General features: G+C 54.7%; 22 protein-coding genes. All 22 read right to left on the minus strand.

The features are described 5' to 3' along the window. On the minus strand, positions 1–2,583 hold the full coding sequence (locus tag ACOTXL_RS02780) for a type VI secretion system Vgr family protein (protein WP_058998916.1): 2,583 nt from the start codon (positions 2,581–2,583) through the stop codon (positions 1–3). A gap of 159 nt (positions 2,584–2,742) precedes the next feature. After that, a complete protein-coding gene (tri1, locus tag ACOTXL_RS02785) occupies positions 2,743–3,843 on the minus strand; it encodes an ADP-ribosylarginine hydrolase Tri1 (RefSeq protein ID WP_032634185.1) in 1,101 nt (366 codons plus the stop codon). Between the two features lie 38 nt (positions 3,844–3,881). Continuing rightward, positions 3,882–4,262, minus strand: a complete 381-nt coding sequence (locus tag ACOTXL_RS02790) for an immunity protein Tsi6 family protein (protein WP_022651396.1) — start codon at positions 4,260–4,262, stop codon at positions 3,882–3,884. An 80-nt stretch (positions 4,263–4,342) separates the two neighbouring features. Next, on the minus strand, positions 4,343–5,413 hold the full coding sequence (gene tri1, locus ACOTXL_RS02795) for an ADP-ribosylarginine hydrolase Tri1 (protein WP_045337769.1): 1,071 nt from the start codon (positions 5,411–5,413) through the stop codon (positions 4,343–4,345). 209 nt (positions 5,414–5,622) lie between these two features. Beyond that, positions 5,623–5,706, minus strand: a complete 84-nt coding sequence (locus ACOTXL_RS02800; protein WP_230687821.1) for a hypothetical protein — start codon at positions 5,704–5,706, stop codon at positions 5,623–5,625. Between the two features lie 482 nt (positions 5,707–6,188). Then, entirely contained in the window at positions 6,189–7,262 is a 1,074-nt protein-coding gene (locus ACOTXL_RS02805; RefSeq protein ID WP_023314297.1) for a hypothetical protein, read from the minus strand. Between the two features lie 14 nt (positions 7,263–7,276). Further along, positions 7,277–7,723, minus strand: coding sequence for a hypothetical protein (locus ACOTXL_RS02810; protein ID WP_023314298.1), 447 nt, complete (start codon positions 7,721–7,723; stop codon positions 7,277–7,279). A gap of 24 nt (positions 7,724–7,747) precedes the next feature. Next, positions 7,748–8,818, minus strand: a complete 1,071-nt coding sequence (locus ACOTXL_RS02815) for a PAAR domain-containing protein (RefSeq protein WP_032609462.1) — start codon at positions 8,816–8,818, stop codon at positions 7,748–7,750. Between the two features lie 21 nt (positions 8,819–8,839). After that, entirely contained in the window at positions 8,840–10,798 is a 1,959-nt protein-coding gene (locus ACOTXL_RS02820) for a type VI secretion system Vgr family protein (RefSeq protein ID WP_058998918.1), read from the minus strand. Positions 10,799–10,881: 83 nt separating this feature from the next. Continuing rightward, complete coding sequence (locus ACOTXL_RS02825; protein WP_228041302.1) at positions 10,882–11,298, minus strand: hypothetical protein; 417 nt, start codon at positions 11,296–11,298, stop codon at positions 10,882–10,884. Between the two features lie 52 nt (positions 11,299–11,350). After that, on the minus strand, positions 11,351–12,097 hold the full coding sequence (locus ACOTXL_RS02830) for an ankyrin repeat domain-containing protein (RefSeq protein WP_032661818.1): 747 nt from the start codon (positions 12,095–12,097) through the stop codon (positions 11,351–11,353). A gap of 11 nt (positions 12,098–12,108) precedes the next feature. Continuing rightward, on the minus strand, positions 12,109–13,575 hold the full coding sequence (locus ACOTXL_RS02835; RefSeq protein WP_045350776.1) for a hypothetical protein: 1,467 nt from the start codon (positions 13,573–13,575) through the stop codon (positions 12,109–12,111). Between the two features lie 25 nt (positions 13,576–13,600). Beyond that, positions 13,601–15,034: a serine/threonine protein kinase gene (locus ACOTXL_RS02840; RefSeq protein ID WP_045617713.1), complete on the minus strand. Its 1,434-nt coding sequence runs from the start codon at positions 15,032–15,034 to the stop codon at positions 13,601–13,603. Positions 15,035–15,058: 24 nt separating this feature from the next. Further along, complete coding sequence (gene tssH, locus ACOTXL_RS02845) at positions 15,059–17,674, minus strand: type VI secretion system ATPase TssH (RefSeq protein WP_045350778.1); 2,616 nt, start codon at positions 17,672–17,674, stop codon at positions 15,059–15,061. 38 nt (positions 17,675–17,712) lie between these two features. Next, the gene (tssG, locus tag ACOTXL_RS02850) at positions 17,713–18,756 is read right to left on the minus strand and encodes a type VI secretion system baseplate subunit TssG (RefSeq protein ID WP_045350780.1); all 1,044 of its coding nucleotides are present in this window, start codon (positions 18,754–18,756) and stop codon (positions 17,713–17,715) included. After that, a complete protein-coding gene (tssF, locus tag ACOTXL_RS02855; protein ID WP_032628408.1) occupies positions 18,753–20,624 on the minus strand; it encodes a type VI secretion system baseplate subunit TssF in 1,872 nt (623 codons plus the stop codon). Before tssF ends, tssG begins: the two co-directional genes overlap by 4 nt. Positions 20,625–20,626: 2 nt before the next feature. Continuing rightward, a complete protein-coding gene (gene tssE, locus ACOTXL_RS02860; protein WP_045350781.1) occupies positions 20,627–21,190 on the minus strand; it encodes a type VI secretion system baseplate subunit TssE in 564 nt (187 codons plus the stop codon). Then, positions 21,183–21,995, minus strand: coding sequence for a type VI secretion system accessory protein TagJ (locus ACOTXL_RS02865; RefSeq protein WP_045347056.1), 813 nt, complete (start codon positions 21,993–21,995; stop codon positions 21,183–21,185). The genes tssE and ACOTXL_RS02865 overlap by 8 nt, the downstream gene beginning before the upstream one ends. Positions 21,996–22,004: 9 nt before the next feature. After that, entirely contained in the window at positions 22,005–22,991 is a 987-nt protein-coding gene (locus ACOTXL_RS02870; RefSeq protein WP_023314307.1) for a hypothetical protein, read from the minus strand. Between the two features lie 16 nt (positions 22,992–23,007). Then, positions 23,008–23,805 carry a PP2C family protein-serine/threonine phosphatase gene (locus tag ACOTXL_RS02875; protein ID WP_003859969.1) on the minus strand — a complete coding sequence of 266 codons (798 nt, stop codon included), beginning with the start codon at positions 23,803–23,805 and terminating at the stop codon, positions 23,008–23,010. Further along, positions 23,802–25,577: a type VI secretion system-associated FHA domain protein TagH gene (gene tagH / locus ACOTXL_RS02880; RefSeq protein ID WP_045350783.1), complete on the minus strand. Its 1,776-nt coding sequence runs from the start codon at positions 25,575–25,577 to the stop codon at positions 23,802–23,804. The genes ACOTXL_RS02875 and tagH overlap by 4 nt, the downstream gene beginning before the upstream one ends. 112 nt (positions 25,578–25,689) lie before the next feature. Beyond that, the gene (locus ACOTXL_RS02885; RefSeq protein ID WP_045332127.1) at positions 25,690–26,088 is read right to left on the minus strand and encodes a hypothetical protein; all 399 of its coding nucleotides are present in this window, start codon (positions 26,086–26,088) and stop codon (positions 25,690–25,692) included. Position 26,089 lies beyond the last annotated feature (1 nt).

Here is a 26,089-nt window from a genome sequence, read left to right on the forward strand (position 1 = left end):
CTACTTTCCATAGAATCCTCCATAGTAATCATTATAATTTAGATTAGTCCCTGAGGCTATTTCGCCTTTACCATACACTTTTCCTATTGCTTTGGCTGCATCAATGCGAGATAACTCACCACTTACCATTTTATCATAGGCAGAATTATATGCTTTTAGGTTTTCGGCACTTCCCGCTATATCAATATCAATACCGCCGTTTGCAAGGATCTCGCGTTGTATTTTAATGTTATTCAGCGTTGCTCCACCTTCATCCATAAGCTGGCTGTTGATGAAGCTTTCCTTACTCGAAGAATCTACCGCAACAGGATAAGTTGCATGCCCTGCCTCATGTGCCAGAGTTTGCACCGTTGTGGCTGTATCTTCCATGTGTTCAGGGTCCATGACAATCAATTTGTTATTCGTATCAGCGTAACTCCCCCCTCCTGCTGCTCCCGGCTGAATAGCCCACCCTTTATCTTTTAGATCTTTTAATTGTGTCTGAAGCGTTGGTGACTTATTGATTTCCTTAACTACATCTTCACTGAAGGGCATCACATCAGAGTTGTAGGAATTATTTTGATAGACGTAACTCCCTTTTAATGGTGGCGCTGATGCAAATTTTGTTGTTGGTTTTGGTCTGGTTGCTGCTGGCGCTGAAGCTGCGGGAGCCGGATTCTTAGCACTTTTATTCGGAGAAAACTTCTCCTGCACCGCCGCATCAATATCCCCTTTATGCCCCGATCCCGGCGCCGTTGTGCCCGGCTTGGTGCCCGACGTATTCAGATGCAGCTTACCGCCTGTGGTGATATACCCATCCCCTTCCACAAAGAAGTTAAACTCTTTGCCGATCAGGTTAATTTTGCCGTTAGCGTTAAGCTCAATAGCACTCTCGCCCGAGACCAGCCGCAGCTTCGTCCCGGAAGCAATGACGTACTGCTCCACCGCTGCATCCAGCTTGCCTTTACCCGTAAGGATCTCGGTTCCGCCTTTCACGGCCTGGATCTGATTAGCCTCCACGCGATGCAGCTCATTTTTCTTCACGTAATGGCTGCGCGCGCCGCCAACGGTGTGCGTTTCATCATTTTTAACGCTGGTGTCCATGTTGCGCTCGGCCTGGATCCACACCTGCTCTGCGCCCGCCTTGTCCTCAAAGCGCAGGGCGTTGGCGTTGTCCACGGAACCGTCTTTTGTCCGGCTCATAAAGCCCATCTGCGTCGCCGCAGCCGGCAGCGCCCACGGCGGCATGCTCGCGTCGTTGTACACGCGACCAGTAATGATCGGACGGTCCGGGTCGCCGTTGATAAAGTCCACCACCACCTCATCGCCGACGCGCGGGATTTGCACCCCGCCGTAGCCCTGGCCCGCCCACGCGCTCGACACACGCACCCAGCAGGAGCTGGTGTCATCGCCCTTCGCCAGACGGTCCCAGTGGAACTTCACCTTCACGCGACCGTATTTGTCCGTCCAGATACTCTCCCCCTGCGGCCCCACCACTTTCGCCGTCTGCGGGCCGTAGGTCCGCGGCCACGCCGTGGACTGTGCCGGACGGTAGGACACCGACGCCGGGATAACGGTGAAATCGGTGCGGTGAATGGTCTCCCCCTCACCGCTCGCGTAGCGGTTCTCCTCGAAATGGTAGCCCGCCGCCGTCACCAGATACTCGCCGTTATCGCTGAAGAACGGCGCGTTGGTGAGGGTAAAAATGTGGCCCGGCGCAATGCCCGCCGCCGTGGCCGTCGCCTGAATCTGCTGATGCTCCACCTGCCAGCGCTCCTGACGAATGCGGGCGTAGAACTCCGCATGCCCTGTCTCCACAAAGCGACCCGGCCAGTCGTACACGTCGATGCTGCCCGGTTTCGGTGACGCCGGGTTCTGCTGCGCCTGGAAAAGCCACGCGTTCGGCTTGCGGAAGTCATAGTCATCGAGGCTGTAAATCCCCGGCGTCACGCTGTCCTCCAGCGCCCACTGGCTGATACCCTCTTCGTCCGTACTGCCGCCGGACGGCGTCTGATGGTAAGGAATGACCTCATAGCCGCTGAACGGCTGGTGCTGGGTGGCGGCGTCGGTCAGTACCAGGGTATGCTTGTCCGCCTCGTGGCTGAAGTAGTACGCAATCCCCTCCAGCTCCATCAGGCGGCTGATGAAGTCCAGGCTCGATTCCTGATACTGCACGCAGTAGTCCCACACCCGGTAGCTGCCGGTGAGTTTGTCCTCAACGTTGACCTGATGCTCACCCAGCAGGGTTTTGACAATCTGCGGCACCGTCTGGCCCTGGAAGATACGCAGGTTGCGGTCGCGCTTCATTGGCCACAGGTCCGGCTCCACCGTCAGCTGGTACACCGCGTAGCGGGTGCCCGTCAGCTCAACGGCGCTCACCGCCACGCGCGTCACCTTGCCGTTGATAAAGCGGGGAGTAAGCAGGCTCTGCGTGGGGATGGTCACCGTGACCGGCTGACCGAGCAGCCTGCTGCGGTCAATGCGCGCGTCTGTGCCGAGCACGGTCAGCGTCAGCGCGAACGACTCGGACATCGCCTCGCGGCCGGAGAGTTTCCAGAAGAGCAGCCCCTCAACCGGGAGCTGGACGGTAATTCGGTTGAGCATAATCTTTATTCCACTATGGACGAATCTCAGTGCCAGAAGTTAACTCATCTCAGTATGCAAAGCGGAAACGCCGTTGATGTGATAATGAGTAGCTGTAAGATTGACTTCGCTTGCCACAAAATAAAACTACTTTTCCTGTAGTTTCATTGAGATAAACAGTTATAAGAAAGTGTCTTCGGGGGCTCTATCGAACAATTCACCAGCCATTTTGGCGATACGTTCATGTTGTACAAGATTGTTTTTCCACTCCTGCGGAATACCGGAATAACCATATAATGCTCCAGCTATTTGTCCCGCCGTCGCCGCAACGCTGTCAGCATCATCGGCAAGGTTGGCTGCCAGCAGAATGGCATCACGGAAATTATCCGTATTCCATACGGACCACATCGCGGCTTCAAGCGTATCGATAACATAACCACTTGAACGAATCTGATCGCGAGTTTTTTGCTTATATTCACCCGCGTTGATAATCATTACGCGTGGCTGAAGCGGCATAACGTGCGGAGAAAAAACAAAATCTTTATTGCTACCGTTAATCATATGCACAAGCAAATAACTTAAATACTGCGTGCTATTGATTGCTTCCGCGGCACCGTGTGTTGCGATACATTGTTTTTTAGCTTCATAAAACGCTTTGCTTAATGACTTTCTAAAAAAAATAGAGACAGGGGCTTGTCTGATAATGGAAGCATTACCCGCAGTTTCTGGAGCAGTATTGCCGCTCCATCCTGGGCCAATTGTTAAATATTGCTCTAAAGCAAATCGCGTTGTATTACCTATATCAAAACAGACGCCATTTGAACTGTTATAACCATGCTGATACCATTCCAGAAGCTTATTCCTGAAACATATAGTATCAGCATCGCCTTTCTCAAGAAGCGTTTCCGCAAGACATAATGCCATGGATGTATCATCCGTCCATTCGCCTGCACGAAGTTGAAATGGCCCACCTCCTGTCATATCTTTGACGTATGCTCTGTCACGAGGCAAAAATTCGAGCGTCGTACCTACAGCATCTCCAACAGCAAGACCAATAAGCGTACCTACCGCACGATCCCGTGATTGCGCTAGTGAGATATTACATGGTGGTGGTAAATCCCATTGTTTTTGTACATCACTATTTGAGGATGACTCTAATGGCTTATTATCATACGTATACTGCATCCTTCGCTGGACTGAAGGTCTGCTAATGGGTAAGTATTTACGATATCTATCAACATATTTTAACAAGGCATTTAAATCAGCATGTAAGTCAATCACCTTTCACCCATAATAAAAAATATTATTCATATGAAATACTAAAATTCATCAGGGAATTTCTTCATGAGGTTTTGTTTCTTTTTATTATAGTTGGTATCGACCTCATGCGGCAGCCTAACCTTTAACCCTCGGCGGATTTGATCCACAATAAACCAGGCATCTGACAACCTTTCAAAAAACAACTCATCAGAATGATCAAACTCCTTCCCTGCATACATACCGAACGTCATATCCCATAATTTCGCTCTATCCTTTTCCTTGCCTTCGATTAAATCCCGTAGAAATAATAATTGTTGTACAATAGAGTCGTACATTTGCAAAAGCGGGGATTGGGGATCACGATTCTTGACGTCTGCATATCTTTTCTGTGCTAAAGTTAATGCTCTATCAACGTAACCAAACATTGTCATTTCATTCATTGCAGTAGATTCAGTTAACTAAAAATTCCATACCTGATCGCAAGTCATCATATGCCCTCGCTTACCCTTGGTAATTCTAACTATAAAAAATTATCCTCAGGTGCTCTATCGAATAGTTTACCCGCCATTGTGGCAATACGTTCGTGTTGTACGAGTTTATCTTTCCAGTCCTGCGGGATAGCGGAATAACCATACAACGCCCCCGCTATTTGTCCCGCCGTCGCCGCAACGCTGTCAGCATCATCGGCAAGGTTGGCTGCCAGCAGAATGGCATCACGGAAATTATCCGTATTCCATACGGACCACATCGCAGCCTCAAGCGTATCGATAACATAACCACTTGAACGAATCTGGTCGCGAGTTTTTTGCTTATACTCACCCGCGTTTATGATCATTACACGCGCGCACAGTGGGAAAACATGAGGCGAAAAAGCTTCTTCTTTTTGATAACCGTTGATTAAATAGTGCAATACCAATCCGAGAAATTGGCATGCGTTAATTGATTCTACCGCGCCATGCGTTGCTCGACTCTGAGCCTGTGATTCGAAGTAAATCGCACGCAGTGATTTTCGACGAAAGATAGATACCGGTGCTTGACGAATAACCCCAGCATTACCAGCAGTGTGTTTCTCTGTATTACCATACCAGGAAGGTCCGACACGCATATACTGTTCAAGCGCGAACCGCGTCGTATTGCCGATATCGAAGCACCGACCATTACTGCTATTCTCTCCGTCAAGATACCATTTCAGGAGATATTTTCTAAGCACATCGGTGTGCATTCTGTTTTCTGAAAGATAAGTCTCTGCCAGACATAATGCCATGGACGTATCATCTGTCCATTCACCAGGTTTTAATTGAAAAGGTCCCCCACCAATCATATCTGCTACATGTTCACTGTCTCTTTTCTTAAACTCAAGAGTGGTGCCGACGGCGTCCCCAACAGCCAATCCCACAAACGCCCCAAGCGCTTTATCACGTGAAACATCTTCAGTCGTGACTAAAGGTAATGTTACATCCCATGGGAGAGATGAATTCGACGCATCTATACTATTGCTTCTTAATCCATTACGGACATCAATTGGCATATAACATTGATAACGATCGGCATAATGATTGATTACTGAGTCTTTACTGTGAAGATCTTGCATCACACACCCTTTAAATAGAGCAACAGGGGGGGTCATATGACAGACCATTATTCATCTTTTCTCATACCAAAAAATCTTTGATTAATTTGAAGAAGGGAGATTGTAATCAAAGACTGCGCATCACTTGCGATATCTTTTTTGCCTTTTTAAGTATTCTACGCCTTGCTCATGAGGAAGAATAATCTTAAATCCTTGTCCCATTTGCGAAGCTATATACCTAGCATTGGACAATGCTGAGAAATTTCGTCATCAGTAGTATCAAACTCTTTGGACGCACGCACTCCGAGATTCAATGTGTGTAATTTACTTTTATATTTTTCAACACCAATAAGAATAGATTTAATATAATCTTACTGATTCTTCTCCATAACATATAAAGAAATGGAGGATATTGCTCTAATCGACTATTAATTTCATCAATAGCATCATTGATATAATCCAGCGCGGTATAATTTTCTTTATTCATGATCCAACTTAAATATATCCTTTTCACTTGAAAGAATCTTTGAAAGCGTGCTCTGGCGTAACCACTGCCGCCGTGGTGGTGTGAATTTTCTGATGCCCGACTTACTTGCCTGCGCTCCTGACGGATATCGGCATAGCAATGCCTCCAGCGCCATCAGACGGCTGATGAAGTCCAGGCTCGATTCCTGATAGTGACGGTTTATGGTGGAGATGATATTGACAGGGCAGGGAAACCGACAAAGTCACCGATCATCTAAAAAAAGAAAAGCTACGCGTACGCATGAATTTGTCCTGAATATCGAGTCAAAGATTAGACATTTTCTATATGGAATGTTGACAGGATGATTTCGAGGCAGCGTTTATTCGCCTCGAAGTGGTAATCATGATAGTTACGGTGTCTGCCAATCAGTTCTGCATAGCACCAGACTTTGCCCACGCTAAAAATATAGCACTGGTAAACAGCGCGCATTTCTTCCTCTGCGCTGAACATTTCCCCCCGGCATGTCCACAGTGTTTTTCCGAGGGATGGATTAAACTCATTTGGAATAGTAGCAAGTGCTTCAGTCTTAAGCGTAACGGCAGGTTCTCGATCGTGAAACCGTTTAATCGAAACGCTAAAAACATCCTGCGCGGTAAACAACATCTCCTGCGAAAAAAAGCAAAGATTAATGACACCGTAGTTAATGCCATCAAACGAGTGCTCGACCACCAGGCGCGTTTCTGTAAGGGGATTCACCTGCCAGGATTCCGGTACTTTAAATCCACTGCTGTTTTTAGCACTGAGGTTCACGGTCTTAAGCAGTTCAGCCAGAACCAAGTTACTACGATGCAGTAAATCCCAGTTCACTACAGTAAAGTAAATATCATTCGCCAGCGCAGGGTAGTCGCGAGCGGCACAGGCCGCTTTAATCAGGAAATAATTTCCGCCTCCTTCTTGCGGATTGTAATCTTTCTGTACGGTATAACGTGAAATGACCTCGTCGCCGGACGAGTGCGTTTTGAGAGTTAGCACATCTGCAAAAAGGCCACTACCGGAAGGATGCGCAATTAAGCGCTGATTCAACACTTTCTCGCCCATCAGTTCCAGTTTATTAAACAGCCAATCAGAGGGATTCATCTCCCACTGACAGCGTTCATAAGCGGCCCAAACTTCCATATAGGGTTGCGCATCATCGGTGGCATAGCGACCCAAGTTAGTCAAGCCGACCTCAGGAAGGTGCTGCGGGGTCAGTTCAGCTGGCTTAACACGATTTGGCAAAATCACCCAGTACTGAAGCATTTTTTTATCAGCAGAGGTATACAGGCATTTCCAGTAGTTCGCCTTAATCTCTTCATTGCTTGCGGTTGAGACGATGGGAAAAGCATAATTATTACCAGTGTTCATAAAACCTCTTCAACTCAGACAGTGCTGCCAAACCAGATACCATAGAACATTAAGATACAGCCTAACGAGGCTAGACACTTTACTACCAGGCGTAATTTTGCCCCATACTTACCAGATAGTGATAATAATTTTGTATAGTTTGCTGCAGTGTTATAGCGCTTGTGGAATCGCATAATAATATCGAAAATATTATTCAACATCACGACAAAAAACTTCGACAGAAGCACTGCCATAAAGGAAGCTGGTATTATTACTGATAGTGATCGTGCAGTTTCTCTGGTAAGCAACGGGATGAACTTAGAAAAGCCAACCAAAACAATGACCAATACAAATGCACCAATCAGTACTGAAATGAATTTTATTCCAAAGCCACGCCATTCTTCTTTTGTATACAGATCTTTTCCATTCCAGATATAGATCAAAGTGATTAAAATAAAAATCGTTAAGCCAGCCCATTTCATTATTTCATTGTCCTCTCACATCCCTTAATCGCCTATCAAAACAGTAACACACCCGGTAATAATTGTCCCATCCCCGCTTTCTGTCGGAACAGAGGTGACGGCTGGCTCATCCTCTTCGCCATACAAATAGTCAAAGAAATCCAGTATAGGCTTAAATGCCACTTTCAGACTTGCATCACCCTTAAGCCCTACAAGCCCTGCAGCCCCACCAGTCACCCTGACGTTAACGGAATAATCTTTAGTGTCCCAGAAAGCGCTTCCACCTCCCGCGAGACCAGCAGACCCAAAGCTACCGTCGATTTTTGCTTCTCCGGAAACGATGCCCAGAATATCAAGGTTACCCGAAACTTCGCCTTTCACTCCTTTCGCTTCCGCACCGGCGTCAGCAGTCAAACCATACTTCCCATCATTGCCGGTATAAACTTCTAATACGGCTTTAGCTTCTGCTGTACCAATAGTTATATCCCCTGATACTCCACCATACAACGTTCCTTCTTTACCCGCAGCAACCGAACCACCGTATTGCTCACCTGTCGCAGCGGCATTCGCATTCAAGCCATAAATATCGTTGCCGCCACCATACAGAGACCCCGTCGCATTGGCGACGGCGAGTTTATTACGCATTTCTGCCCGTAGCAGATCCTTACTTTTCATATTCCCAATTGTAATATCCGCCAACGCAAAACCAGCTGAAGCGGTATCAAAATCACCGTTGAGGTTTTTATCTTCGAGGCTGGCGTACGCACCCAGAACACGAGCATCAAAATGTTCGCCGTGCATCATCCCATCTTCGCCGGCATTTTTCGCCAGCGTGCCCCCCCAATATTGAGGTGCTGCTGCTTTCGGTATGGCAGGTGCCGGTGAGCCGCTAACATCACACTTCGTCTTGTCTCCTTGACGTGCAAGTGGCATACCGTTAACGAAGACAGTACCGGAGCCCCCCACAATAATACCGCTGCCGTGCGTCGAGCAGGATAACGTATCACCCTTTCGAGCGGCGGGAAAACCACCGATGATGACGTCCGGGCTTCCCGACTGAATTGGCCCCGAATGTGCGCTGACATCTATGGTCGCTCTGGCGGCAGGCTGTCCCATGTTCAAAAATCCTTCTACATATTAGCTGTTAATTTTAACAACAGCGCCTTTAATATCTGTCAGGTTTGTACCATTGAGATGAAGAGTATCATTAGCTTTCATCTCGGCATTTATTCCGCCGCCTAACTTCGTCAACTCCGTCCCTTTGAAGGATGCCACAGTAATACTCTCAGCCTTGAGTGTCCCTTCGGAAACGATAATTTCAATTGTCGATGGCGTGATAAGAATGTAGTTATCATTCACCTTTAACTTAATCGAGGTTGTCGCTTCCAGCAGAGCATTTCCCTCTTTATCCATAGTCAATACGGTTTGGTTTTTACCTACATTGAATTTGTGCTGATTACCCGTGTTGCTGGTTGAATTCGCCCCCACGTTCACGTCCCGGTTACGCTTAACCGTTACGTGCTCATCCCGGCCGATAATTTTTTTACGGTCTACCCCTACGTCATGTGTCTCGCAGTTCTCGATCTCGGTGTCCATGTTTTTTTCAGCATGAATCCAGATCTGCTCTTGCCCAGCCTTATCCTCGAATCGTAGGGCATTGGCATTATCTTTGTGGCCATCCTTACTGCGGCTCATAAAACCCATCTGCGTCGCAGCAGCCGGCAGCGCCCACGGCGGCATGCTCGCGTCGTTGTACACGCGACCAGTAATGATCGGACGGTCCGGGTCGCCGTTGATAAAGTCCACCACCACCTCATCGCCCACGCGCGGGATTTGCACCCCGCCGTAGCCCTGGCCCGCCCAGGCGCTCGACACGCGCACCCAGCAGGAGCTGGTGTCATCGCCCTTCGCCAGGCGGTCCCAGTGGAACTTCACCTTCACGCGGCCATATTTGTCCGTCCAGATACTCTCCCCCTGCGGCCCCACCACTTTCGCCGTCTGCGGGCCGTAGGTGCGCGGCCACGCCGTGCTCTGCGCCGGACGGTAGGACACCGATGCCGGAATGACGCTGAAATCGGTGCGGTGAATGGTCTCCCCCTCACCGCTCGCGTAGCGGTTCTCCTCGAAATGGTAGCCCGCCGCCGTGACCAGATACTCCCCGTTATCGCTGAAGAACGGCGCGTTGGTGAGGGTAAAGATGTGGCCCGGCGCAATGCCCGCCGCCGTGGCCGTCGCCTGAATCTGCTGATGCTCCACCTGCCAGCGCTCCTGACGAATGCGGGCGTAGAATTCCGCATGGCCCGTCTCCACAAAGCGCCCCGGCCAGTCGTACACGTCGATGCTGCCCGGTTTCGGTGACGCCGGGTTCTGCTGGGCCTGGAACAGCCACGCGTTCGGCTTGCGGAAGTCATAGTCATCGAGGCTGTAAATCCCCGGCGTCACGCTGTCCTCCAGCGCCCACTGGCTGATACCCTCTTCGTCCGTACTGCCGCCGGACGGCGTCTGATGGTAAGGAATGACCTCATAGCCGCTGAACGGCTGGTGCTGGGTGGCGGCGTCGGTCAGTACCAGGGTATGCTTGTCCGCCTCGTGGCTGAAGTAGTACGCAATCCCCTCCAGCTCCATCAGGCGGCTGATGAAGTCCAGGCTCGATTCCTGATACTGCACGCAGTAGTCCCACACCCGGTAGCTGCCGGTGAGTTTGTCTTCGAGGTTAACCTGATGCTCACCCAGCAGGGTTTTGACAATCTGCGGTACCGTCTGGCCCTGGAAGATACGCAGGTTGCGGTCGCGCTTCATCGGCCACAGGTCCGGCTCCACCGTCAGCTGGTACACCGCGTAGCGGGTGCCCGTCAGCTCAACGGCGCTCACCGCCACGCGCGTCACCTTGCCGTTTATATAGCGGGGAGTAAGCAGGCTCTGCGTGGGGATGGTCACTGTGACCGGCTGACCGAGCAGCCTGCTGCGGTCAATGCGCGCATCCGTGCCGAGCAGAGTCAGCGTCAGCGCGAACGACTCGGACATCGCCTCGCGGCCGGAGAGTTTCCAGAAAAGCAGCCCCTCAACCGGGAGCTGAACGGTAATTCGGTTGAGCATAATCTTTATTCCGTAATGGTTTATGCTGAGAATATTTTTAACGCAAGGCTTTTTAAACGTGAATGTTCTGGTTATTGGCCGTCTTACTCTTTAACCGGGGGCCTTTCCCCTTCATATTTATAAATCCACAGGAAATAGATTTTCAGAAACTCTGACAAAATGAATAAAAATCCATTTAGCCAGACATTCATCACGCCCGTGAAACTTAACACCAGGGGAAAAAGGGAAACTGAGTAGCGAAACCCAACCAGACGCAGTATTTCCTGGTAGAGTGCCAGTCTGCTCGCGTATAAATTCCGGGCGAAGAAGCACCATGCTGAGGCAATAAAAGAGAGCAACAACAAAAAATCGAGAATAAAGAAAAGAATAACCAGAGCGCTATACCCACCAGCAGACAGCGTGTTCACAACCGTACTGAAGGCGTGTATATCGGAAATAAAAGGGATCTTATCATGCCGCATGGACTGGGCACAATATAAGACAACGGCCAGGGCATCCATGCATCCCCAGAAAACGAAAACCTTATCTCTGGCGTTCATGACAGTTGAGCAATCACTTAACCGGCGCGGGTGGCCATTCGCCCCCCTTCTGGATGAGCTTCTCTTTTATTTCGTTTAATTTCTCGTATTGCTCACTGCCTCGCTCGAGTCCATTAAGCGCGTCCGCGAGCGCATTGCTCATCGACCAGCCATTTTTGGCCTTAATTGACGGATCCGCTCCACGATCGAGCAGCAACAAGACATGATCGTAAGCCTGGTTATCCAGCGCATCAAACACCAGCGTTTTACCCAGTGAGTTGGTTGAGTTGACGTCAGCACCGCGATCGAGCATGGCTTCCAGCGTCTCTGTATTTTTCGCTTTTAGCGACTGGAAGATGATGGGTTCGTGGAAAACCTTATCTTTCACGTTGGGTGAGAGGCCACCGTCCAGCATCGCGTCGATCCAGTCCGCACTGTCTCCCTTTAGGGCAAATTCGGCAGGACTGCTTTTTCCCTGCGGTCGAGGCTGGAGCGGATCTGCGCCAGCCTTAACAAGCAACGTAATCACCTTTAAATGGGGCGATGTCTTTTTATCATTAATCGCGTTGCCGATGGCCCAAAAAAGCAGGGTCATATCCTGCTTTCCCGGTTTATTAAGATCGCTGTCTGGTGCAAGCGTCTTCACCGCGTCGACATCGCCTTCTTCAATCGCTTTCGCCAGTTCAAGCTGCTGACCGCTGAAGTAGTCCTGTGGATTAAGGTCCATATCCTGCTTACACCCCTGAATCATGAATAAAAAACATAACGCGACAAAAGCCATCAACCCTTTTTTCACAATCGACTCCCGATTATCGAAATATCCTCATCCTTCTGTTGCTCTATGCAATCAATCGCCTGATTAATCCCGTGGCGGTCCAGCGCACTTCCGGTTCCACCGGGAAGGTCATGGGGTATTCCGGCAGCATTAGGGCTCAGCGCAGAGATTTCCTCTTTGAGGATCCACGAAGGGACATGCCCTTTCATCGTTTTCAGATCTTCCCAGGGGTTAACTTCCTGAATCTTCGTCAGCAGTTCACCTTCAACCCGATACGCCTGGATATTATCCGTACTGCCTAATATCTTACCGCCGTATTTTTCTACGGTTCCGGCATTGAGGCCGGCGGCGTTAAACGTCCACCCCGCTTTCCCGCTGCCCATAGAGGTTGCAGAGGCGAGACCACCGCCAAGGGAATGACCGGCAATATCAATATTCTGGCCTGACCTTGCCAGCTCCTTACCGATACTCACGGCCTTTTTATAATAATCTGAAGCCATACCCATGCCCTGTGAGAAGTTATTCGACCAGTCAGCCCCGTTTACCACCGGCGCCAGTTCCCCTTTGGTCAGTAGAGAGGAGACATTCTCAGACAGAGAGGCGAAGCCAGGCTCGCGCGATCCCCTGAATACCAGCGTGGGGTTCATATCTGCACCAAACACTTCCGGCTTCGGTTGATAGACGCGCGCCAGAAAATTGGGGGACGTATCATCGTCAAAGAGCATGGATTTGTTCAGCCCGAACTTTCCTAACAGCGCATCGTCATTACTGATATCCGTCCATCCCTCCGGCACGCCCGGTGTGGTTTCCAGCGGGTTCACGGTCTTATAAATATTTTCCGCAAGCTTCGCTTTTTCCACCGCGATATTATTCGCCGCCAGACGTTTCGCGGCGATCTGGGCATCCGGATAAAGGCTATTGCTCCCCTTCGCGATCAGATCTTTACGCGCCTGCCAGCGTTCTGCTTTGGTCATCTTCTGTAGCTGCCCGGCATAGGTTTTACCGTCCTTGCCCGGAGTAGGTTCATCCGGCACCTGTGCCGTTTTAGATTTCACCACCTGTTTTGGCAGTACCGTTGGCGCAGGGCGAGATCCGTACGTTCTCACCATAGTTTCGTAGCGGTCAACAATTGTACTCACCGGATACCAGCCCAGGCCGACCAGCGAGGCAGCCTGGAGTTGCCCTTTGGCGTTGATATAAAAAATTTCCGTTACTGATGACCAGTCACGAAAACTTTCGTCAATGGCAACCACTCTGCCCATCTCTAAATCCTGCGCGACCAGCGTACGGGTATCGCGCCCGGACTGATAAGGATTCGCACCGGTGATCGTGCGCAGCAGATCGTAGCGCGTGAAGAGTGAGCGCAGCGAATGGTCGGGAACCGACATAATCCACTGTCCGGCAACGGACGGGCGGATTATTTTCGCAAACAGCGCTGGCGAGACGTTCTCGTGGAACAGATAGACAAACTTGATGTTATACATTCGCTCCGTCCTGTTACCCGCAGGCTTACGGATTCACCAGCCAGGTGCCTGGCTTCGCAATATCCAGCGTCTGGGTACGCGTTCTTCCATTGCCTTCCAGTTCAATGCGGGTCTCGCCCGCAGGCAATTTCAGCGATGCGTAACCGTTATTCCCCGGACGCAGCGCTTTAGACTCGCCGTTCACCTTCAGCGTCTCGCCATCAAGCATGCGGATGTAGACCAGCGCGACCGGGCTGGCGTCGACAGGCGGCGCACTCTGCTGCGCCGTAGCAGGTGGCGCTACCGGCTCGCTCACGTCTGCCGTTGCCGGTCTGGTTTCCGATTGGGATGAGGTCTCAGCCGGAGGGCTCACGGCAGGGGTTTGCGCCGTCTGCTCTGGCGTTTCCTGACTGCCGCCGCCGAACAGCATCGCACCGGCAACCACCCCAACCAGCACGCCCGCGGCCACCAGCCCCGGAAGCTTGTAACGTCGCCAGTCCAGCGCGGAAGCAGATGCCTCCTTTTCCACCGGCACCAGCATCGTGCCGGTCTTCTTCGCGGTCAACACCTCGTCAATACCGGCGACGGGCATCTCGATCAGCGCCGCAAACTCCTCAATGGATTGCGGACGGTCTTCCATATGCAGCGCCAGCGCCTTGTCGATGGCCTGAAGCAGCGGAATGGAATAGCCCTGCGGCATCAGCTCCACCAGTGGTTTGCAGGTGTCCTGAATCGAACGCACCACGCTGACCGGTGGCGGTGAGCCGACGATAAGGGTGCGCAATACGGCGCCGAGCGCGTAGATATCCGTCCACGGCCCCTGCTCGCTTTCATTGTCGTCGGTATACTGCTCGATAGGCGCGAAGCCCGGACGCAGCATGGTTTCCGTCTCATCCGAGAGATTACCGATGGTGCGGCGCGCCGATCCGAAATCGAGCAGCACCGGCAGGCCGTTATCCTGAATCTGAATGTTATCCAGCGAGATGTCGCGGTGTAGATAACCCTCGTCGTGGATCGTTTTGATGGCGCCGAAGAGCATTGGCAGCATGCGGCGGATCCACGCCTCGTTAATCAGCTCCGGTTTCTCTTCGCGCAGACGCGACAGCGTGGTACCGCTGTAAAACAGCGTCCCCATATAGGCCGTGTCGTTTTGCACCCAGAAACGCAGTACGTGCAGCAGGTTCGGGTGGTTAAAGCGCGCCAGCAGGCGGGCTTCCTGGATGAAGCTGTTCAGACCGGCAGAAAACGCTTTGCCGAAGCGCTCGCTGCGCAGCACCAGCGTCATATCCTCGCCGCGCACGGCGAGGGAGGAAGGCATAAATTCTTTGATAGCGATAGTGCGTTCGAGCTGGTGATCCCAGGCGCGATAGACGATGCCGAATCCGCCGCCGCCAATCACCTCTTTTATCTCAAACTCATTGAAACGGTACCCGACCGGGAGCGCGTTTGGGACAGTCCGATTGTTATCATTATCCGTCATCTTTTACAGTTCTCTTGATGATTATTACGCGGCAAACTGACAGTGGAACTCGCCCTGCTCGCAGGTGACATGCAGACGTCGGTACTGCTGGTCGCTGCGGCTGGCGGTAAGTAAAATCTGGCTCATCTGAGGCAGCAACGTATTGGTCAGAATCGCATCCACCATACGCCCGCCCGACTCAACCTCGGTACAGCGCTGAACAATCTGTTCGACCACGCTGTCGTCAAATTCAGAAATAATGTTGTGATTCTCTTCCAGACGACGCTGAATGCGCCTGAGCTGAAGACGCACAATCTGCCCCAGCATCTCGTCGCTCAGCGGGTAATACGGCACCACCAGCAGGCGGCCCAGCAGTGCAGGCGGGAACACCTCCAGCAGCGGCTGGCGCAGGGCGCCGCTTAACGCGTCAGGCTCCGGCATCAGTTCCGGGTCGGCGCACATGGCTGCGATCAGGTCGGTGCCGACGTTAGAGGTCAGAATAATAATGGTGTTACGGAAATCAATGTGACGCCCTTCGCCGTCCTCCATCCAGCCCTTGTCGAAGACCTGGAAGAAGATCTCGTGCACGTCCGGGTGCGCTTTTTCAATTTCGTCCAGCAGCACGACGCTGTATGGACGGCGGCGGACGGCCTCGGTTAATACCCCGCCTTCACCATACCCTACGTACCCCGGAGGCGCACCTTTTAAGGTGGAGACGGTGTGCGCTTCCTGGAACTCGCTCATGTTGATGGTGATGACGTTCTGCTCGCCGCCGTACAGGGATTCGGCGAGCGCCAGCGCGGTTTCGGTTTTACCGACGCCGGACGGACCGCACAGCATAAAGACGCCCACCGGCTTGTTCGGATCATCAAGCTTCGCCCGCGAGGTTTTCACGCGGCGGGCAATCAGATCCAGACCGTGACGCTGGCCAATAACACGCTGGTTCAGCGTGTCGGCAAGGTTCAGAACCGCGTCGATCTCGTTTTTCACCATCCGGCCCAGCGGGATCCCGGTCCAGTCAGAGACCACCGCGGCAACCACGTTTTCATCCACCGCGGCAAACAGCAGCGGCTCGTCACCCTGTAAGGCTTTCAGCGCCTGCTGCTGTTCCGCCAGCTTGCCGCGCAGCTCAGCGGTATCTTCCTCGCCCGCCGCGAACAGCGCGGCGCGCAGGCGGATAATCTCCTGCACCAGGCTGCGTTCTTCTTCCCAGCGCTCGGCCAGGGCTTCGCGTTTTGTCTCATACGCGTCGCGTTCGGCGCGTAATGCCGTGACGCGCTCGGCATCACCGGCCGCCACGCGCGCTTCGCGTTCTGCGATCTCAATTTCCACGTCAAGCGCAGCAAGGTGACGCAGACAGTCTTCCAGCTGAGCAGGCGGCGCGCTCTGGCTGACGGCCACGCGCGCGCAGGCGGTATCCAGCAGCGCCACCGCTTTATCCGGTAGCTGACGCGCAGGGATATAGCGATGCGACAGTTTCACCGCCGCGCTGACCGCTTCGTCGAGGAGTAAAACCTGATGATGGGTTTCCAGCGGCGACACGGTGCTACGCAGCATCAGTACGGCTTTCGCTTCATCCGGCTCGTGAACCTGTACGGTCTGGAAGCGGCGGGTCAGCGCAGGATCTTTCTCAATGTATTTTTTGTATTCCGCCCAGGTGGTCGCGCCGATGGTGCGCAGTTGCCCGCGCGCCAGGGCTGGCTTGAGCAGGTTAGCGGCATCGCCGGTGCCCTGCTGTCCGCCTGCGCCAATCAGGGTGTGGATCTCATCGATAAACAGAATAATTGGCGTGGCGCTGGACTGCACCTCGTTAATCAGCGCCTGGAGGCGCGCCTCAAATTCCCCTTTCATGCCCGCTCCGGCCTGAAGCATGCCGATATCCAGCAGCCACAGCTGAACGTTTTGCAGCGGCTCCGGCACGTCGCCGTCGGCGATACGCAGCGCCAGCCCTTCCACCACTGCGGTTTTCCCGACGCCGGCTTCCCCGGTCAGCAGGGGGTTGTTCTGGCGACGACGCATCAGGATATCGACCATCTGGCGGATCTCTTCATCGCGCCCCACCACCGGGTCAATCTTGCCTTCCCGGGCGCGCGCCGTCAGATCCTGACCATACTGCGCCAGCGTGCCCTGCGCAGCCGGTACTGCCCCGGCAGGCGCGTCCGCAGCGGCGGCGGCCTGCTGGCTCTCTTTGCTGCTGGCGCAAATGGCGTCGAACTGCTCGACCAGCACCTCAACGTTAAGACGGGTGAACTGCGCCGAAATACTTTTCAGCACGTTAGCCAGATTCCACGTTTTCAATATGCCGATCAGCAAATGGCCGCCGCGGATGCGGCTGACGCCAAACTTCAGCGAGCCGTAGACCCAGGCGCGCTCGACGGCGCTGTCGATATGCTCGGAAAGATCAGACACGGAACTCGCGCCACGCGGCAGGGCATCCAGCGCCGCCACGATATCGCGCGTCAGCTGCTGTTCATCAAGGGCGAAGTGACGGATGACCTGTTGCAGATCGCCATCCTGCTGCTGCATCAGCTGATGCAGCCAGTGCACCAGCTCAACGTACGGGTTGCCGCGCAGCTTACAGAAGGCAGTCGCGCTTTCCAGAGAGGTAAATAACAGCGTATCCAGTTTGCCGAAAAGCACGGCACGGCTAATTTCTGACATGTTAGTTTCCATTAACAATGATTCGGTATAAGGAAGGATTATCGCTCTGCGCGATACACCAGATCGCCACGCGGAACAGGCTGAGGCTGAAGGCCGAGCCAGGTGTTGTACCCTAATCGCCCGGCGCTGCCGAGCGTGGCGCCCTGCACCGCATCGGCGCGCAGGATCACCCGTGTTTCCCATTCAAATTCCACCCCGGCGTACTGTCGCACCCAGTCGCGCAGCTCGGTCACCCATCCTTCGCCCGGCAGAAAACGGTTGTAGTCGTCTGCGCTCAACGGGCCAATCTCAAGCCGGAATTTATGCTGCACGTCGCGTACCGCAATGCCGAGAAAAGCGGACTCTCCCATGCGCGGCAGGCGACGCCCCTCACCCAGCTGTGCCTGCTCCCGCGTTGAGAGCGGCATCCACTGCGGGACGTTGGCCACCAGCCTGACCGGCACGTTGAAATAGTTGCGCAGGATTTTCTCCAGCCCTTCCGGGTCCCGCCCGTGGCGGGTCAGGTGCCCGGCGTGAGTAAAGCGGGCATGCGCGCTCAGGCTGCCTTTCGACATCTGGGCAGGCTGCCCCATGCCAATCAGCGATGCCAGATACCCTTCGAAGCGCCTGTTGTCGTCGCGATCCAGTGAAACGGCAGGCTGCGCGTCCGCCCAGGCGCGGTAGAACAGCAGCGTCAGGCGGTGGTGAAAGAGGTCGGCAAACGCGCTGAGGCTGTGATCCTGATGATGATGAATACGCTCGCGGGCATACTCAGTCATGTGCACCGGCAGTGGGCCGTTAGGACCAAACAGGCCGAAGCTCAGAATGGAAACCTCATGCAGTCCGTTCTCTTCCCGCTGCCGGACCTCAGCAACCGTTGACGGCGCAAAGCCCATTGAAGGCTGCTGACCAATACGCAGCGGCTCAAATTTAGGCAGCGGTGCGCGCCCCAGCGGGTAACGCTCGCCGCCCTGGGCATCAATGCGTCTTAACATCTGGAACAGATCGTAGCGCCACGGCGTCTCGCGCACTCCGCGCCAGAACGCATCGGGCAGCGGCGTCAGGCGATGCACGCGCAGCGTTGCAGGGGCAACTTCACTCATACCAGCGCCCTTTTACCCATACGAGGCGCCCAGTAGCCGATTTCGCCGCGCTGCTGGCTCTTGAGCGTGAACTCCGTAAAGCTGTTGATGGAGACCAGGCGGGCAAAAAGGCGCTCCAGCACGCTGCCGAAAAGCCACGGGCTGGCGCCGGAAAAGGCGCGTTCGTCCACCGTCAGGGTGATGCCGATCCCGCGGGCGAACACCACCGGGCCGGGTTCCGGCACGCGGCGGTGCACCGGCTCCAGCACGCAGTGACGAACGCCATCCACCTGACGGGCAACCGGCGTCTCGGCGAGGTTGGCGTATAGCCCTAACAGCTGACGCAGCGCGGCAGCGCCCTCTTCGTTTTCGCTGTCCATCAGGCTGAGGTAGTTCATTTGCAGCTGGCTGATGAGCCGCCAGGTGCTGAACCCTTCGGCCAGTGCCGGACGCGGCGGCGTCGGGCCTTTACGCAGGGTTAACGCCTTCACCGGCATGGAGTCGGCCATAATAAACTGCCCAAGCTCCTGCTGGAGCATCAGCGGCAGGTCACGGCTGGTGCACAGCACCTCGGCGGAGATATAGCGCAGGTTTTCCTGCCACGGCGCGTGCTGCGCATCCACCAGCGAGACGAAGACCTCCGAGCCGATATAGCCCGTGCGGGTGCCATAGCGCAGCGCGTGTTCGGAGAGAACGCGCTGCTCACGGCGCAGGGAAAAATAGGCGCCGTAGTTGCCCGCGTCCCCGCTCCAGGTACTCCAGAACGGACGAAACGTCTGGTCGTCCCGCTGACCATCCGCGCTGGCATAGATTTTTTTCACGGCATAAATTTCATAATCCAGCGGGCGGATGTTATCCACCACCAGGTGGTATTCATGCTGGCTTTCGCTCAGCTTCTGCCGGGCCGCCACTTTCGGGAACAGGTTGATCACCGGCGTGCAGTGCAGCGCCAGGTGGCTGGCATCCACCACGCGCTCCAGCTGATCGTCGCTCTTGTCGAGCAGAATGAAGATATCAAACGCTTTTTCGTCTTCGCAGCGCTGGATCAACTTGCCCAGCCCGCTCAGGCTGATGAAACGAAAACGCGCCGGGAACGCGAAGTACTCCTGCAACAGGCGATAGCCGTCAAAGTTACGCAGATCGTCCGGGAGCAGGGCCTGGTCCGCATCAAAGCCTTCCTGACGCAGGGCGTCAGACGACAGCAGCTGGCGCTGGGGCTGCTTGCTGACCGTCTGGCAGACGATGCCCGCGTGGTGCTCCATCACCAGCTCCAGCAGCTTCAGCGCCTCGATGTCCGGGCCGCTTAAGAAGAACTCCAGGCGGTCAAAATCCAGGTGCCCGAGATGCTGCGGGCCATCGCAGGCAATGCGGACCCGTAAGGCGCTGCTGATCCCCCGCTGACTCAGGCCGAGCTGGGCCAGCGGCAGATCGGCGGGAACGCCGCCCAGCTCGATCCGCTCAATTTTTAACGGCAGCAGGTTGACCTCATGCGCCGTGGTATAGCTGCACGTAACGCCGGTTTTTTTCAGCGCCAGGCTGTCCATCATGGTGCCGCGCGGCACAATAAAGCCTTTGCTCAGGTCGCCCCGGCTGCTGTCGGGCTGAATTTCAGCGATCGCCATCGACGGCGTAGGCGCCAGATAATTTGGCGCAATCATCTCCAGCATACGCTGTGAAAAGCGCGGGAATTCGGCGTCCATTTTCATCTGCACGCGGGAGGTCAGGAAAGCGAAACCTTCCATCAGGCGCTCAATGTACGGGTCCGCCACTTCGATGCCGCGCATGCCGAGCCGCCCCGCCACTTTCGGGTAGCGTTCGGCAAACTCCGCGCCCATCTCGCGCAGATAGGCCAGTTCACGGTTGTAATATTCGAGCAGTTTGCTTTCCATCATTACCCCGCATCTTTCAGTTCAAAATGGCCGTTTTCCAGATCGACGTCGGTGCGAAAGAGAAACTCCAGCGGATACGGCACGCACCACAGGCGGCCTTTGATTTCGATAGACAGAACGTTGTGCAGATCTAACGAGGAGGTATCGGACACGCAGCGAACCTGAAGCCCCTGCGGCAGGATCCGCGGTTCAAAGTTAATAATCGCTTCGGTGAGCTTGCGCTGAATGTCGTGCCATTCGATATCAGACATTCTTTTCCCCGCCAGCGGCGCGACGCCGAAGTTAACGACGGAACGGCTCACCTGCGTCAGCCCGCTCAGATCGCTGGAGGCATCGTGGTTGATGGTATTAAACAACCACTGTAAATCCCGCAGGACGTTACGACGCAGCGCGGCGTGGGTAATCAGATTGCTGTTGGCGGACTCGCGTTTTTTTTCCGGATCGTTATCCGTCAGGCGATCCAGCAGTGAGGGCTGCATTTTGTCCCGCACCCCCACTTTCTCCTGCCTGCTGCGGGCCTGCCAGCCGCTGCGCAGCAGATCGCCTTCGCCAGCGGTATTACTCATCCGCACCATCCGAGGTAAATGTCACCAGGCTCAGGGTAAGCAGCGGGCTTTCGCTTTGCTCGCTCAGCCAGGCTTTCTGCCCCATGCCTTCATACAGGACACCGTCGTCGTCGAGCGGGAGCCATTCGGTGGTGCGCCCCAGCTTAACGCTGTCTGGCGCCCCGTCAGCAAACGGATAACGCGCCGGGATCTGACACACCTGCTCGGTGCCGTCCGTGAGGCGGACCAGCGCATGACGCCACACCAGATCGGTCACGCTGGCCGGAGCCTGAAAACGGATCGCATCGATGGCGCAGAACGGCACCCAGAAATAGCGGCCATTGACCAGGGTTTCACACACCGGCCCCAGACGGGCATCGCCGTCCATCAGCCATTCAAAGGTGTGGCTCTCTTCATTCTCCAGCGTGACCTGCCCGCGGCTTGCCGGGGCCTGTTCGAGTGCCTCCAGGCGCAGCGTTTGCGCTTGCCCGGCGCGTTCGGTCAGCGCCTGGGCTAACGTCGACAGCCACGGCCACTGCGCCTCGGGCATTGCCGGTCGCGCCTCTCCCGCGAACACGCGCGCCCGCTGCTGTTCACCCTGAATGGCCTGCTCCAGCAGCGTTACGGTTGGTTTTGCCTGCGGCTTCAGCGCCAGCCAGCTCTTCAGCTGGGTCAGGGCGCGCGCCCAGTTGCCGCTGAGGATCAGAAACTGCACAAACGCGGCGCGCAGATCGGCATCCGCCGGACGAGCTTTGATTTCGGCTTCCAGGCGAAGCAGCGCGTCGCTAATCGACTCACCCGCCAGACGTTGATAAAGCGTATTCATAGCCCCTCCTTAATTCGCCGCGCGCCAGGCGCCCACTGCCGGATCGCGCAGTTGCGGACGCAGCGTGTCAATCAGAACAACGTTCAGCTCCGCGCCCGGTGCAACCCATGCGCTCCAGATCTTCTTCACCTCTGCGATACGCGCCTGGAGTCTGGCGTCGTCGCTGGCGATCTCACGGGTGATTTCCACCGCCACCGTGCCGTTGCTCTTCCAGCCGTTCAGAGTGCTGTCGTACGGCAGGATCATCCAGCTCTGGTCGCTGTTCGGGGTGCTGAAGACCATGCGCTCTTTGTTGACGGAGGTGATCAGCGCCTTTTCAGGATCGACCGCGTTGTTCAGTCCCATCACCGGGAAGCCGTGAATGTAGGTGACCGGAATCGCTTTCTGCGCCCCGTTACGATTTTGCGTCACCACGGTGTGGCCGCTGAGCCAGCTACCGTTGCCGCAGCGGGTGGTGTCGGAATCCGGAATAAACAGCGCCGGCGCGGAGGAACCGCCCTCCCAGAAGGTGCGCAGGTGGCAACCGTCCTGAAGGGTGAACTCCTGCCATGGCGTACGATCTGCCGCCACGGTGTGCGTCTCCGGATTCTGGTCAGGCGGCAGCAGCGCGCCTGAGGTGGTGGTCGTTGCCGCCGTCGTTTCCTGCTGTTTCACCACCAGCGCCCAGTCCTGTGCTTTAGCCGCTGTGCCCCGGGCAAGCGTCGTGCCTTCCGGATCGTTAAGCGTCCAGTTCAGGGTATTCAGCTTGCTGCACTGGTGCTCCAGCAGCGAGCCAAGGCGCGGCACGAAGTTTTCCAGAACCGAAACCTCTTTCTTGCCGTTCGCCACGATACGCAGCGCAACGTCCGCCTTACACCAGCTTTGCGGCGTATTGTCTTTAATGTTGTCGATCCAGATATCCAGCTTCTGCGCAGGAGACTGCACGATGCGGAAGTTTTCAGCCTGTGCGGTGGTCGCCACCGTCAGAAGAGCCAAACCCGATAGCCAAAGTTTCATATCAATCCTTGTGTGTCTAATCAGTTCCGCAGGGAAGAAATTGTGCTGCGTCAGAGAGCGTATGCAGCAAAGTGGTGTCCTGAGGGTTGCCCATCCACACCGCCACGGCGGTATAGTTATCCTGAGCATTGCCCTCCTGTTCGGCATTCTTTTGAATGATTTGGTTCATTAAGGTCAGCCACTCCTGTGGCGTATTGACCATGTGCAGCGACTGCTTCATCTGCTCTTCGCTAACGCCGTGCCAGAAACCGTCGGTGCAGAGCAGGAAGGCATCACCGTCCTCGACCTGCACGACATCGCTGTAGCTCGCTTCCGGTCCGCCATTCTCAATACCCAGCGCCAGATACAGCAGGTTGCTGTTGAGATCGTCGGTCTGATGCCCGGCATCTTTCATCTGCTGGACGAGGCTGTGATCGGTGGTGACATGCCACAGCCAGCCGCGGCGAAACAGGTACAGGCGGCTGTCTCCGGCGTGCGCCCAGTAAGCCAGACGGTAATCCCTGTCGATAAACAGGCTGACCAGCGTGGTGCCCATCCGGCGATAGTCCTGCACCGCCTGCTGTTCGCTGAGGATGGTACGGTTCGCCGTTTGGACGTAGTCACGAATATGCTGCGCATTAAGGTGCTTGTCGCCGTCAAAGCGGGAAATAATGCTGTTGCGGGCCAGCTCAGCGGCCACCTCGCCGCCCGGCAGGCCCGCGATGCCGTCACAGACGACAAAGCAGGCTGAACGTTCCCCGATGGTTTCTCCCGTCTGATCCTGGTTGCTGGCGCGCGTCCCCTGGCGGGAGAGAGAAGCCGTTGCGATATTCATTTTTCTTCCGATCCGCTTTGTGAGTCTTTGTACTGATTGACCTCCATGTCATAGGCATGGAGGAAGGCTTCGCCAAACAGGGTATGGAAGTCGTCCTCGATCTCGCCCGCCGTCTCGCCATAGCTGCGAACGAAATAATCCCACAGCGCGGCTTTACGGCTGCCCGGCAGCGCCAGGCGTGACGTCATCCCGTTCTGCTTCGCCTGCTCTTCCAGCTGTTCCGGATTAAAGGATTGCAGCATGGCGGCGATAATGGCGCGGATACCGGAGATCATCCCCAGCTGGTGCGCCTGGAGATCGATTAGCGCATCACGCACCGATTTGGTCGGCGGCATAAAGCCCGGCATCGGCGTGCCGAACATCTGGATCAGCACCGTTTTCCCGGTCGGCAACAGTTTGAACGGGTTGTTCGCATCGTCGAGCACCATGGTCATATCGGCTTTCACCCCACGCTTGAGGATGGAGCGCGAGGAGAGCAGCGCCACGGTCCCCTGCGAGAACATGCCCAGGATCTGCCCCAGCTGACGCATATTTTCCCGGTCAAACTGCGGCACCGGCTGCATTTCGCTCAGGCCCATGCCCTCCAGCAGCGCCTCCAGCAGTTCGCCCTGAAGCACCTCGCCCCGCTCGCCGGTCTGCGCGGAGGCAGCAGGCGAAGCAGCGTTTTTAACCGGGTCGATACGCAGGCGGCCTTTAGGCGCCTGCGCGTTGCTGCGCGCCACGGCCTGCGGCGTTGGCATGGTGAAGCCAGCGTAATCGGGACGCGCGGGCTCTTCTTCCGCGCGCGGCGCATCCTGTGGTTCAGTCGGTTCCGGATCGAACAGCGGTGAGCTGGCCAGCGCATCCTCTTCCTGTGCGGCTTGCGGTTCAGGCTTTGGCTCCGGCTTATCGGCCACGATTTCATCCGGATGGGTTAACGGCGCGCCACCCATCAGGCCGAGGGGGTCATCGTGACGCGCGGCAGGTGCGCTCGCCGACCCGCCAAACAGGGCTAACGGATCAAGTTCGTCCGACGCCTCTTCCTTTGGCTGGGCAGGTTTGCTTTCGTCCGGCTGTACCAGCGTTGAAGGAGTGACATCGTCAAAGATGCTCTCTTTTTTAAACAACGCTTCATCGCTGAACAGCGTGTCCGGGTCAACGTTTTTACGTTCAAACGACGGTTCGGCATCGTTAAACATTGCCAGCGGATCTTCGGCATTCCGCTCCGGGGCCGCAGGCTGAGAGAACGGATCGTGGGATGCCGCGGGCTGTGGTTTTGCCCGGTTGCTGGAGATGCTGTCGGAGATGGAAAACTCCTGCATCAGGCTGTCCCAGATTTCCGACGGCACGGCCGTAGGTTCAGCTTTTCCGCGAGGCGCGGCGCTGGCCGGTTTCGGTTGTGGCGCCGGAGCAGGTGTCGCCGCTGGGCGCGCCTGCTGCATGCTGGCCGCCATGCGGCTTACGGGCTGGGTGTCATGAATGAGTTCGCTGACTTCAATGCGATAATCATCAATACCGAGAATATCCCCGTCCTGAAGCTCAACCTGACGCCCACGCTCCAGCGGGATATCATTCAGTACCACGCGGGTAACGCTGCCGCGGTTCGTGACGCGGCATTCGCCACTGGCGTCGACGTGAACGATGGCCTGCAAACGCGAGATAGTGCGGTCATTGTCCGGCAGCACCAGATTGTTATCCGTACCGCGCCCAATGGTGCCGCCCGGGGCATAAAAATCACAGCTGCTTTGCGGCGGCTGATGACCGGGTTTCGTAGAAATAATCGTGAATCGCATGGCGTATTCCTGCTGGTATGATTAGCGCTCAAACGCTGCCGCTCTCGGGGGTGAAAACGGCGGGGTTTGGGGGTTAATTCAGAAAGGCATCGTTAAAATTTTCAACATAAAATTAGACACTATTAATGCTCGAAAGAATTAACAGCAGTAAAAATATAACAGTGGCAATAAATATTTTTCTTCTATACGACTTAACCCATGACAAATCAAAATCAGAAAAAATTTTATTGCACGACTGTGGCTCAAGCCAACGACACTCAGTTAATCTCACACGCTTACCCTGTAAGACCCGTGATAAAATTGTGGTGAGGAAACCAAATCCCCAGAACCCAAGATTTTGCCAGGTTTGATAATCTTCTTTTTTGAGCAACTGTTGATTTGTTAATATCGCATATATTTGATTAACCTGGCGATAATTTTTCCGATAGTCTATATAAAATGAAATAACTATGCCTATAAAAGCAATAAAGAGACAGATAATAACAGCAGAGTAAATATTATTAAAAATCACT

The sequence above is a fragment of the Enterobacter cloacae complex sp. IR5402 genome (assembly GCF_049238125.1).
GTDB classification, from domain to species: Bacteria; Pseudomonadota; Gammaproteobacteria; order Enterobacterales; family Enterobacteriaceae; genus Enterobacter; species Enterobacter hormaechei_C.

Excerpts from the sequence above, each read along its gene's own strand:
- ACOTXL_RS02780 (WP_058998916.1), bottom strand. The coding sequence starts at position 2,583 with ATGCTCAACCGAATTACCGTCCAGCTCCCGGTTGAGGGGCTGCTCTTC.
- ACOTXL_RS02790 (WP_022651396.1), bottom strand. The coding sequence starts at position 4,262 with ATGAATGAAATGACAATGTTTGGTTACGTTGATAGAGCATTAACTTTA.
- tri1 (WP_045337769.1), bottom strand. The coding sequence starts at position 5,413 with ATGCAAGATCTTCACAGTAAAGACTCAGTAATCAATCATTATGCCGAT.
- ACOTXL_RS02805 (WP_023314297.1), bottom strand. The coding sequence starts at position 7,262 with ATGAACACTGGTAATAATTATGCTTTTCCCATCGTCTCAACCGCAAGC.
- ACOTXL_RS02810 (WP_023314298.1), bottom strand. The coding sequence starts at position 7,723 with ATGAAATGGGCTGGCTTAACGATTTTTATTTTAATCACTTTGATCTAT.
- ACOTXL_RS02815 (WP_032609462.1), bottom strand. The coding sequence starts at position 8,818 with ATGGGACAGCCTGCCGCCAGAGCGACCATAGATGTCAGCGCACATTCG.
- ACOTXL_RS02820 (WP_058998918.1), bottom strand. The coding sequence starts at position 10,798 with ATGCTCAACCGAATTACCGTTCAGCTCCCGGTTGAGGGGCTGCTTTTC.
- ACOTXL_RS02825 (WP_228041302.1), bottom strand. The coding sequence starts at position 11,298 with ATGGATGCCCTGGCCGTTGTCTTATATTGTGCCCAGTCCATGCGGCAT.
- ACOTXL_RS02830 (WP_032661818.1), bottom strand. The coding sequence starts at position 12,097 with ATGGCTTTTGTCGCGTTATGTTTTTTATTCATGATTCAGGGGTGTAAG.
- ACOTXL_RS02835 (WP_045350776.1), bottom strand. The coding sequence starts at position 13,575 with ATGTATAACATCAAGTTTGTCTATCTGTTCCACGAGAACGTCTCGCCA.
- ACOTXL_RS02840 (WP_045617713.1), bottom strand. The coding sequence starts at position 15,034 with ATGACGGATAATGATAACAATCGGACTGTCCCAAACGCGCTCCCGGTC.
- tssH (WP_045350778.1), bottom strand. The coding sequence starts at position 17,674 with ATGTCAGAAATTAGCCGTGCCGTGCTTTTCGGCAAACTGGATACGCTG.
- tssG (WP_045350780.1), bottom strand. The coding sequence starts at position 18,756 with ATGAGTGAAGTTGCCCCTGCAACGCTGCGCGTGCATCGCCTGACGCCG.
- tssF (WP_032628408.1), bottom strand. The coding sequence starts at position 20,624 with ATGGAAAGCAAACTGCTCGAATATTACAACCGTGAACTGGCCTATCTG.
- tssE (WP_045350781.1), bottom strand. The coding sequence starts at position 21,190 with ATGAGTAATACCGCTGGCGAAGGCGATCTGCTGCGCAGCGGCTGGCAG.
- ACOTXL_RS02865 (WP_045347056.1), bottom strand. The coding sequence starts at position 21,995 with ATGAATACGCTTTATCAACGTCTGGCGGGTGAGTCGATTAGCGACGCG.
- ACOTXL_RS02870 (WP_023314307.1), bottom strand. The coding sequence starts at position 22,991 with ATGAAACTTTGGCTATCGGGTTTGGCTCTTCTGACGGTGGCGACCACC.
- ACOTXL_RS02875 (WP_003859969.1), bottom strand. The coding sequence starts at position 23,805 with ATGAATATCGCAACGGCTTCTCTCTCCCGCCAGGGGACGCGCGCCAGC.
- tagH (WP_045350783.1), bottom strand. The coding sequence starts at position 25,577 with ATGCGATTCACGATTATTTCTACGAAACCCGGTCATCAGCCGCCGCAA.